Annotated in this window: 6 protein-coding genes and 1 pseudogene; 4 read left to right on the top strand and 3 right to left on the bottom strand. The window is 35.0% G+C overall.

Annotation, left to right across the window (positions count from 1 at the left end):
* Positions 1–129 precede the first annotated feature (129 nt).
* The 3 genes and pseudogenes from IV513_RS08655 (at position 130) to IV513_RS08665 (ending at position 5,924) form a co-directional block, all read left to right on the top strand.
* A pseudogene (locus tag IV513_RS08655) lies at positions 130–1,057 on the top strand (IS982 family transposase).
* Complete coding sequence (locus tag IV513_RS08660; RefSeq protein ID WP_209390180.1) at positions 1,058–1,900, top strand: T9SS type A sorting domain-containing protein; 843 nt, start codon at positions 1,058–1,060, stop codon at positions 1,898–1,900.
* 313 nt (positions 1,901–2,213) lie between these two features.
* Entirely contained in the window at positions 2,214–5,924 is a 3,711-nt protein-coding gene (locus IV513_RS08665) for a GEVED domain-containing protein (RefSeq protein ID WP_209390181.1), read from the top strand.
* A 112-nt stretch (positions 5,925–6,036) separates the two neighbouring features.
* Here IV513_RS08665 and coaE read toward each other — a convergent pair whose 3' ends face one another.
* Genes coaE through ruvB form a run of 3 tightly spaced genes read right to left on the bottom strand, consistent with a single transcriptional unit; the run spans position 6,037 to position 8,616 of the window.
* Positions 6,037–6,672: a dephospho-CoA kinase gene (coaE, locus tag IV513_RS08670; RefSeq protein ID WP_209390182.1), complete on the bottom strand. Its 636-nt coding sequence runs from the start codon at positions 6,670–6,672 to the stop codon at positions 6,037–6,039.
* 8 nt (positions 6,673–6,680) lie between these two features.
* The gene (locus tag IV513_RS08675; RefSeq protein ID WP_209390183.1) at positions 6,681–7,547 is read right to left on the bottom strand and encodes an MBL fold metallo-hydrolase; all 867 of its coding nucleotides are present in this window, start codon (positions 7,545–7,547) and stop codon (positions 6,681–6,683) included.
* 46 nt (positions 7,548–7,593) lie between these two features.
* Positions 7,594–8,616, bottom strand: a complete 1,023-nt coding sequence (ruvB, locus tag IV513_RS08680; protein WP_209390184.1) for a Holliday junction branch migration DNA helicase RuvB — start codon at positions 8,614–8,616, stop codon at positions 7,594–7,596.
* Positions 8,617–8,878: 262 nt separating this feature from the next.
* Here ruvB and hutI point away from each other — a divergent pair, with 262 nt between their 5' ends.
* Positions 8,879–10,102: an imidazolonepropionase gene (gene hutI / locus IV513_RS08685; RefSeq protein ID WP_209390185.1), complete on the top strand. Its 1,224-nt coding sequence runs from the start codon at positions 8,879–8,881 to the stop codon at positions 10,100–10,102.
* Positions 10,103–10,388: the final 286 nt, after the last annotated feature.

The raw sequence follows: 10,388 nt of genomic DNA on the forward strand, positions 1-10,388 counted from the left end.
TTTTATCTGTATTAAACTTATAAAATTATTAATTTTTTTACCTGTTGTGCATTTAGGAATTAAAAAAAAAAAGATTGTCCATTTGATTAAAAAATCGTATATTTAATTGATTACCAAGTTATTAAATACATGAACAATCTTATTCAAAACTACAAAATTATTTTAAAAGAATTGACAAACACCTGTAAATATATTACTACAAGTAAGCAAATTAGGCTTCCAAAAATGTCTGATTTGGAACTTGTGGCACTCAACCTCACTGCAGAATATATGTCTATTAACTCTGAACTACAGTTATTTAGATACATTTCAGGGACTGATTTGGAGGGAAGAATTGAAAGGAGTGTCTACAATAAAAGGAAAAGAAAACTTTTTCCCTACATTGAAAAAATCAGAGAAACCTTGAGCAGCAAGTTTTCGGATTTCACCGATGTCTTTATTGTGGATTCCACGCCAATTGAAATCTGTAAAATAAGTCGGGCAAATCGTTCTGCAATCTGTTCCACGGATGAGATCAAACCTGCATATGGATATTGTGCCGCACAAAAATCTAGGTATTTTGGCTATAAACTTCATGCGGTTTGTGACAAAAATGGAATCTTCCACTCGTTTGATTTTTCCCCTGCAAATGTTCACGACGTGAACTATCTGCACGACATTCAGGAGAATTTTGAAAACTGTTTATTAATCGGCGACAGAGGGTACATCAGCAAAGAATACCAACTGGATTTATTCAACTATTCCAAGATAAATCTTTCGGTTCCAATGCGTAAAAACCAGCATAATTTTGTGGAATTTTCCAAGAAAAAATCAAAAATCAGAAAGAGGATTGAACTGCGAAGCAATCGTGAATACCATTGAAAAAAAATTAAATCATGAACAAACCAATATTTCGCAACTGTGCGGACAGTTCTTAATAAATATTAACCTCGCAAAAACCTTTCAAGGTTTGGCAACAAGAATAGTATCAAAAATAACTTCTTTTACCATGATTCAATATCTAAATTTTTTCGTCTTCAAGAGAAGTTTGAATAAGTTAAAAATTAATTTGTGCTAAATGCACAACAGGTTTAAAATATCATTGTATAATAGAGGAAATACTACAATGACCTCGGCAGTTATTACTTATGGTGTAGGAACAAACACTCAAACATACAATTGGACTGGAAGTTTAGCTCCTAGTCGTTATGCGTTAGTAACATTAAATGTTCCAGGTACTATGCCTACTGGGAATATGACTGTTTCTGTTAATACAGTTAACGGGTCTGCCGATCAAAGAGCTTCAAACAATTCTTTTACAACATATTTTGTAGGATCAGGAGCGGTAAATGCAGAGCAAGGTACATTTACTTTTACATTACAGAGAGATAATTATGGATCTGAAACGAGTTGGAATTTATCTAATTCTTCAGGTGCTGTACTTTATAATGGAGGACCATATTCAAATAGCTCACCCACAGGTCCACTACCTTCGCTAATTACTCAAACATGGACATTAGCTCCAGGATGTTATACTTTTACAATAAATGATTCTTATGGAGATGGTATTTATGATACCGGAGGTTATTATAATCTTAAAGATTCTCAAAATAATCTTGTTTTCCAAGGAACAAGTTTTGGTACAATACAAAAAAGAGCTGTAAATATTACTGTTTTATCTACAGGAGAAACTAAAATTGAAAAGGTGGAAATTTATCCAAATCCTGCTACTGATGTTTTAAACATTACAAAAGTTTCGGGTAATGCTAAATTCGATATTTACAATGCAGTGGGGCAGTTAGTTAAAACTGGCGAAATTAAAGGAAACAAAGTTGTAATTAGCGAACTTGTAAAAGGAGCTTATATTATTACAGTGAAAGACAAAGAGATTTCAGAAAAATTGAAATTTATTAAGAAGTAAATTTTTTATATTAAATGCTAAAAATCCTCAGATAATTTCTGGGGATTTTTTTTATATATAGAACGGAATGTTAGAATTGATACCATTATATTAAAAAAATAAATACTTATACGTGAATAATTGCAAAAAATTATTAGATTTGTATTTAAAACAAAAATTAAAAAGCCTATGCATTAAATCTATCTTTTGTAATCATTATTAATAAGTAAAAGATTGTTAACCTTTCTAAGACAGTAGGCTAATAATCATTATAATCAAATCTGTAAACCTTGTTTCATTTCAAATATCCTAAAGGATTAAATATTTTAATAATATGAAGAAACTTTTATTCACGTTGGCTTTTATGTTTGCCTTTCTAGGAAATATAAGAGCGCAAACCTTTCAAATTGGAGGAGGTACACAAACAAGTAGTTATCTCCCCATATATTCTTGCTATGGATATAATTATTCTCAGCAAATATATACAGCAGCAGAAATGACAACTGCAGTGGGAGCAAATACATATATTACTGCTATTAAGTTCTATGTGTCTACAACTGCTTCTACACAAGCGAATTATAACCAATGGGTTGTTTACATGGGGAATACTGCACAGAATGATTTTGCTACCACCACAAGTTGGGTACCGGTTGCAAATATGCAGCAAGTATACTCAGGCACACTTCCTACAATGACTAATGGTGCATGGGTAACTATTCCACTAACAACTCCTTTTGTTTGGGATGGTACAAGTAATTTGGTAATTGCTGTGGACGAAAATTCTCCTAACTACTCTTGTACACAAAGTTGGGGAACATATAATACAGGTTCCAATAGAGGAATTTTATATTATAGTGACAGTACAAATCCTAATCCGGTTTCCCCGCCTACAGCTATGAGAAGAGAAACTGGAATTCCAAGATTACAATTCACGGCGTTCAATTTACAACCTTGTACAACTGCTCCTCCAACTGGTATAGCTGTGGGAGGTTTAACATCAACATCCGCTGTTGTAAGTTGGAATCCTGCTATTGGAGCTACCTATGTTTTGAGATATAGAACCACTCCAGGAGGAACTTGGACTACTGTAAACATTACAACACCTTTAGCCAATAGTTATACTATTCCCGGTCTTACTGAAAGTACTGCATACGAAGTAGAAATGGCTACAATTTGTGGAGGCAGTCAGGGAGCATTTTCTACAGCCGTACCCTTTACTACTCCTGCGTTAGCATATTGTACTTCTGCTCCGACATATATTTCAACAGTTTATGAATATATTTCGAATGTAACTGTAAATCCTACAGGAGGAACTCCTATGGTAAGTAATTCTACTACACCGCCACCTTTTTACACGGATTATACTACAGACCCTACAAGACTTATTACATTATATAGAGGTACTTCAAACAATTCTATTTCAGTAACAAAAACATACCCAAGTTTTCTTTGGAGTGCTTCTGCAAGAGCTTGGATTGATTTTAACAGAGATGGTATTTTTAATGATAATCCTATAGGAACACCTGGTGGAGAAAGAGTATTAGATTCACCATCAAATCAAACTCTATTAGTGAACGGTACATTTACGGTACCTGGAACAGCCGCACAAGGGGCTTATATGGGTAACCTTCCTGTAAGAATGAGAGTTATTTTAAGAGAGAGTGATGTTCCTACTCCTTGTGGAGCGTTCTCTTATGGCGAAGTTGAAGATTATAATGTTAAGCTTGTAGATTTACAGCCGTGTACAACTGCTTCTCCAACTCCTCTCAATGTAACTACTCCTAACGAAAGTACTGCTATTGTGTCATGGACTCCTACATCTGGAGCAAATTATGTAATAAGATGGAGACTTAATCCTAACGGACCATGGTTACCATCGGCAACAGGTCAAGCTTTGCCTACAGGTACACCAACCGGTCAGAGTTTTTATACAATAACTGGTTTAACAGAACAAACTACTTATCAGGTTCAGGTTCAGACGATTTGTAATGGTACTTCAGGATCTTTTGGTTCTACTACAAACTTTACAACTCCTCCTTTAACCTATTGTACAATGATAGGTACAGGGTCTAACGACTACATTTCTAATGTAACCGTTACACCTATTAACTTACCTGTTGTAAGTAATACAACACTTCAAACGAATTATGCAAGTTATACCACTCCGGTTATTAACTTGGAAATTGGATCGGTAGGAAATCAGATTTCAGTAGGAAAAGCTTGGGCTACCTCTACCAATGCTGATGCAGTTACTGCTTGGATCGATTATGACAGAAATGGAGTATTTGATAATATTAATGAGAGAATTTTAATTTCTCCATCTAATACTACTACGCCAGTAACAGCAACATTTAATGTGCCTTCAACAAATGTTTATACAGGACCATATACTACAACGATGAGAGTAGCTCTAAGAAAAGGAAGTGCTCCAGTTATGTGTACAGGTCCGGTAGATGGTGAAGTAGAGGATTATGCGGTAAAATTGAGACCATGTAGTAATGCTCAACCGGGTACTCCTACTTTCAATACCATTACGCATACTACTGCCAATATAACATGGACACCTGCTGCAAATAACTTAAATTATGTGATCCAATACAGACCTGTCACCAATCCTGCGTCTGCATGGACATCAATTTCAATATCTTCAGTAAGTGGTGTGCCGCCATATCAATTAACAGGTCTTACTCCTGCTACACAATATGAGGTTCAGATTGCGGCACGTTGTGGCTCTACAAATGGTACTTTCACACCTGTTAGATCATTCACGACAAGATGTGATCCTAATCCTCCAACTGTTGTTGTAAGCAATGTTACAGCAAATTCAGCAGTGGTTACTTGGAATCCATTAGTTCCTAGTGCAACATATGTAATCAGATACAGACCAGTAGGTTCTCCAACTTGGATTACTCCTACTGCACCACTTCCTCCTGCAAATTCAATTACTCTTAACGGATTAAGTTCATTTGTAACGTATGAAGTTCAGGTTGCTAATGTCTGCGTTGGGGAAACAAATCCAAATCAGTGGTCAAATCCTCAGGTGTTCACTACGATAAGATTATGTGAAGTACCACCTCCAGGACTTACTATTACTCAGTTGAACCCTACAACAGCAGAGGTTGTGTGGGATGCATTTACAGGTCAGGGATCTACAGGATCTTATATTTTGAGATATAGAAAAGTTGGAATTCCAAGCTGGACTACAGTAACGGTAAATACAAATACCTATACAATTACTGGTTTGTTGGAATTAACCAAATATGAAATGCAGGTTGCTAACGTTTGTAGTGGTACGCCAGGTAATTATACACCTCCTTACTATTTTACAACACCTACTGTTACCTATTGTCCAGTTTCAGCAGGAAGTTCAACTACCGAATATATTTCGCAGGTAAAAGTAACCCCAACAGGTAAGCCTGTAATGACTAATGCTTCTAATGCTTCCACGTATACTTTCTTTAATTCAGATCCTAAAACCTTTATTGAATTAATTCAAGGTTCAACAGGTAATCAGATTGTTATTAATAAAACTTTAGCTTCTGACTCTGGATTAGCGGTATGGATTGATTTCAATAGAAATGGAGAATTCGATTTAAATGAGAGAATTTTAGCTGACGGTCCTAACTCTAATGCTACAGCATCGGCTACATTTACGGTTCCTGCAAATGCATTTGTTAGTATGACAGATTATAAGTATGTCATAATGAGAGTTGCCATGGCAAAAGGAGCTATCCCGGTTAACTGTACAAGTTTTGCCAGCGGAGAGGTAGAAGATTATGTAGTTAGAATTTCTAAGTTGCCGGTTGATAATGCTATCAATCAGACAGATATTCTTATCTATCCAAACCCTGTTAAAACGGTACTGAATGTTAAAAACATCAGTAAAAAAGCAAATTATAAAATTTATAGTGCTGCTGGTCAGTTAATTTCAAGTGGAATCATCTTAAACAATAAGATAGATGTAAGCAGATTAATTAACGGAATGTATGTAATCGACATTGATGATGTTAAGGGTACAGCTCAGAAGAAATTTATTAAAGAATAATAAATCATCTTAAAATAGAATAAGCTCTCAGAAATGAGAGCTTATTTTTTTGTTATCATATCAAGAAAAATTAAAAAGCCACTGAAAATATCAATTGCTATTTGTAAAAAAATTACTCAATCTCAAAAATAATTTTTTCGGTTTGATCTTTTAAATCATCCAGACCAGTATTATTATAAATTACAAAATCTGCTATTTTAATTTTTTCCCTTTCAGGCATTTGTTTTTCCATGACAGACTGTACTTCTCGATAAGTTTTACCGTCACGATCCATCACTCTTTTTATTCTGATATTATCTTCGGCGGTCACTAAAATAGATTGATAACACTGCTTATCCAGTTTTAATTCAAATAATAAAGCGGTTTCTTTAAAGATTAAATATTGGGTTTGCTTATTTACCCATTCTTCAAAATCAATACGCACAGCGGGATGAATAATCTCATTTAATTGCTGAAGAAGTTCTTTATCATTAAATACCTTTTCAGCAACAAATTTACGATTGTATAATCCGTTTTGTAGGTAAGATTCTTCCCCTAAAAGTTCTTTTATTTTTGATTTTAAATCATCATTATCATTCACGATTTCTTTTGCACGGTCATCTGAATAATATACCGGAAAACCACAATTTTCAATGAACTTTGCCACTGTAGTTTTTCCTGAACCAATTCCTCCTGTTAAACCAATTATTTTGGAAGCAGATAAGGGATCTGGCTCACTTTTCTGATTTTCTGAATGTATTTCTTCCATAATCAAAATCAATATCCAAAAACATCGTTAAATGTGAAAGTCTGATCCAGACGAACTCCTTTTTCGGTCATTTTCAGACTTGCAAGTTCGTTATGTGCATCGTGTTCAAAAAACAGAAGATAATCATTATCAACGCATTGTTTCAGGAATTTCGCCTTTTCTTCAATGGTTAAAAGAGGTCTTGTATCATAACCCATTACATAAACCTGAGGAATATGCCCGGTTGTCGGAATTAAATCTGCTGCAAATACTATCGTTTTTTCCTGATATTGAATTACCGGAAGCATCTGTTTTTCTGTATGACCATCCACAAATATTACATCCATTTTCAAATCCGGAGCAAAACCATAATTTCCGTTGGTTGGAAGCGGTAAAAAATTCAGCTGTCCGCTTTCCTGAATTGGGATGATGTTTTCCTTCAGAAAACTTGCTTTTTCTCTTGCATTGGGCTCAGTTGCCCATTGCCAATGGTTTTCATTCGTCCAGAAATGAGCATTTTTAAAGGCTGGTCTGTATCCGGATTTATCGTCATTCCATTCAATAGCTCCACCGCAATGATCAAAATGGAGGTGCGTTAAGAAGACATCGGTAATATCATCTCTCACAAAACCATACTTTTTTAAATTATTATCTAAAGTATCATCTCCCCAAAGAGAATAATGACCAAAGAATTTTTCGTCCTGCTTATTTCCAAGACCACAGTCGATTAAAATGAGTTTTTTGCCGTCTTCTACAAGCAAAGATCTTGTTCCGAGTTCAATTAAATTTCTTTCGTCTGCAGGGTTGGTTTTTTCCCACAGACTCTTCGGGACGACTCCGAACATAGCTCCGCCGTCAAGCTTAAATTTTCCGCATTGGATCGGGTATAGTTTCATATTTTATATATTTTAGTTTAAATGTTTTGTGTTTTATAGAAATTTATCAGAATAATTCTCCCGGATTTTTTGGCTTAGCAATATTCAAATGCTTATAAGCTTTTTCCGTCACCTCACGCCCTCTCGGTGTTCGGATGATAAACCCTTCCTGAATAAGAAACGGTTCATAAACTTCCTCCAGCGTTTCAGGATTTTCTGCAATAGATGTTGCTAAAGCAGAAATTCCCACAGGTTTTCCTTTGAAATTTTCGATCATTACCCGCATAATTTTGTTATCCATTTCGTCCAGACCAAATTCATCCACATTCAAAGAGTTTAAAGCATATTTGGTAATCTCAATTTCAATTTCTCCATTTCCTTTGATTTCCGCAAAGTCACGAACTCTTCTCAAAAGTGCATTGGCAATTCTGGGCGTTCCACGGCTTCTTCTGGCGATTTCTATTGCCGCATCTTCATATATTTTTACACCTAAAACCCTTGCACTGCGGATGATTATCATTGATAATAATTCAATGGTATAATATTCCAGCCTGCTTTGAATTCCAAATCTTGCCAGCATAGGCTTTGTAAGCATTCCGCTTCTGGTAGTTGCTCCAACTAAAGTAAAAGGATTCAAGCCAATCTGTACACTTCTTGCGTTCGGACCGGTTTCCAGCATAATGTCAATCTTATAATCTTCCATTGCAGAATACAGATATTCTTCTACAACAGGGGAAAGCCTGTGGATTTCATCAATGAAAAGCACATCGTTTTCCTCAAGATTCGTCAGTAAGCCGGCTAAACTTCCAGGTTTGTCTAAAACAGGACCGGAGGTAATTTTGCAGCTTACTCCTAATTCATTGGCGATAATATTGGCTAAAGTGGTTTTTCCTAATCCTGGCGGACCGTGCAGAAGCACATGATCAAGTGCTCCACCACGTCTTTTGGCGGCGGTAACAAAGACTTCGAGATTTTCCAGCGTTTTTCTCTGTCCTGCAAAATCTTTGAAGCTCTGCGGGCGAATTTTTTCTTCCTGCAGAAGCTCCTCGTCAGAATAATTGTCTTTATCTGGATGTAAAAAATCAGGCATTAATTCAGTTTCATTTACCGTAAAGATAAGAAATTTAGGCTAAGTTTTAAATTGAGAATAATATTAATTCTAACGCAGACTAAACTTTAGATTTGCAAGCAGAATTTGTGATTTATAAAATTGATATATTTTAAGTATTTTTGAGAGGAAAATTTTAAAAACAAAAATGATCAGTTTAGAACGGTTTTGAAATGTATTACAAGTAAAATTTTAAAAAGTTATAGCATCATTTTTACTCAAATTTTAGCTTTAAAATAAATCAATGAAACTTATAGGTCCATTCAAACAGGTTGTAACCCTTTCCCATCTTCCTTTAAGAGGAAAACTTTCTGACGAGCAGCTGGAAATTATACCCGATGGCGGAATTTTAATTCAAAACGGCAAAATTCTGCATATCGGAAATTTTGAAGCTCTGAAATCTGAGAATCAGAATATAGAAATAGAAACAGTAGAAGGGGAGCAGATTGTGCTTCCTGCTTTTGTAGATTCTCATACCCATATCTGTTTCGGAGGTAACAGAGCCAATGATTTTGCCATGCGTAATGCCGGAAAAACTTATCTGGAAATTGCCGAAAACGGCGGTGGGATCTGGAGTTCGGTTCTGCATACAAGAAATGCTTCCGAAGAAGAATTGCTGAAAACTTTAGTTGAAAGAATCAATTTTTTAATTTCTTTGGGAATTACCACCATTGAAATAAAAAGCGGGTATGGTTTAGATGTAGAAAATGAGCTGAAAATGCTTAGAATTATAAAGAAAGCTCAGGAGCAGACAAAAGCTACTTTGGTTCCTACATGTCTGTCTGCACATTTGAAACCGAGAGATTTTGAAGGAACAAATGGAGAATATCTTAATTATATTTTAAATGAAATTCTTCCGAAAGTAAAAGAAGAGAAATTAGCCAAACGAGTTGATATTTTTATTGAAAAATCGGCATTTCAACCTGAGGAAAGCAAAGTATTTTTGCTGAAAACTAAGGATTTAGGTTTTAATATTACCGTACATGCGGATCAGTTTACTCCCGGAAGTTCTAGAATCGCAGTAGAAGTGGGTGCTAAATCTGCAGACCATTTGGAAGCTACTATTGATGAAGATATTGCGTTTTTGGCAAAATCTGACACGGTTGCTACTGCTTTACCGGGAGCAAGTTTAGGTTTGGGCGAAAAATTTACTCCTGCAAGAAAACTATTGGATGCCGGAGCAATATTGGCAATTGCAAGCGACTGGAATCCCGGTTCTGCACCAATGGGAAATTTAATTACGCAAGCATCAATCTTAGCAACATTTGAAAAATTGACAACGGCTGAAGTTTTGGCGGGAATTACTTTTCGTGCTGCGTTTGCTCTAGGTTTGGAAGACAGAGGAAGATTGACAGAAGGTTTTAAAGCTGATTTTGTAACTTTTAAAACAAGTAATTTCCAGAATGTTCTTTATAATCAAGGAAGTTTGAAAGCGGAAAATGTTTATATTGATGGAGTAAAGATTTAATGAAAAAAATAATTATCTATTTTGTTTCAGTTATTGCATTAATTATTTTAGAATATTTCCTGTCAATTGTTTTGGTTTTTCAATTAGCTACCAAAAGAGAAGGAGATTTAGGATTTGGTTTTAAGGATGTTTTAATAACCTTAATTTGGTTATTAGGAATTATAGCAATAGTATATTTTATAGTTAAATTTTTATGAATATCCGTAATTTATCATAACTTTTGTATATTTGTAGTAATCAAACAATTAGATATGAATTTATTCAGTTTTTCAGCACATTTTGGGAC

This window comes from Chryseobacterium sp. RR2-3-20 (assembly GCF_017808115.1).
In the GTDB taxonomy this organism is placed as follows: Bacteria; Bacteroidota; Bacteroidia; order Flavobacteriales; family Weeksellaceae; genus Chryseobacterium; species Chryseobacterium oryzae.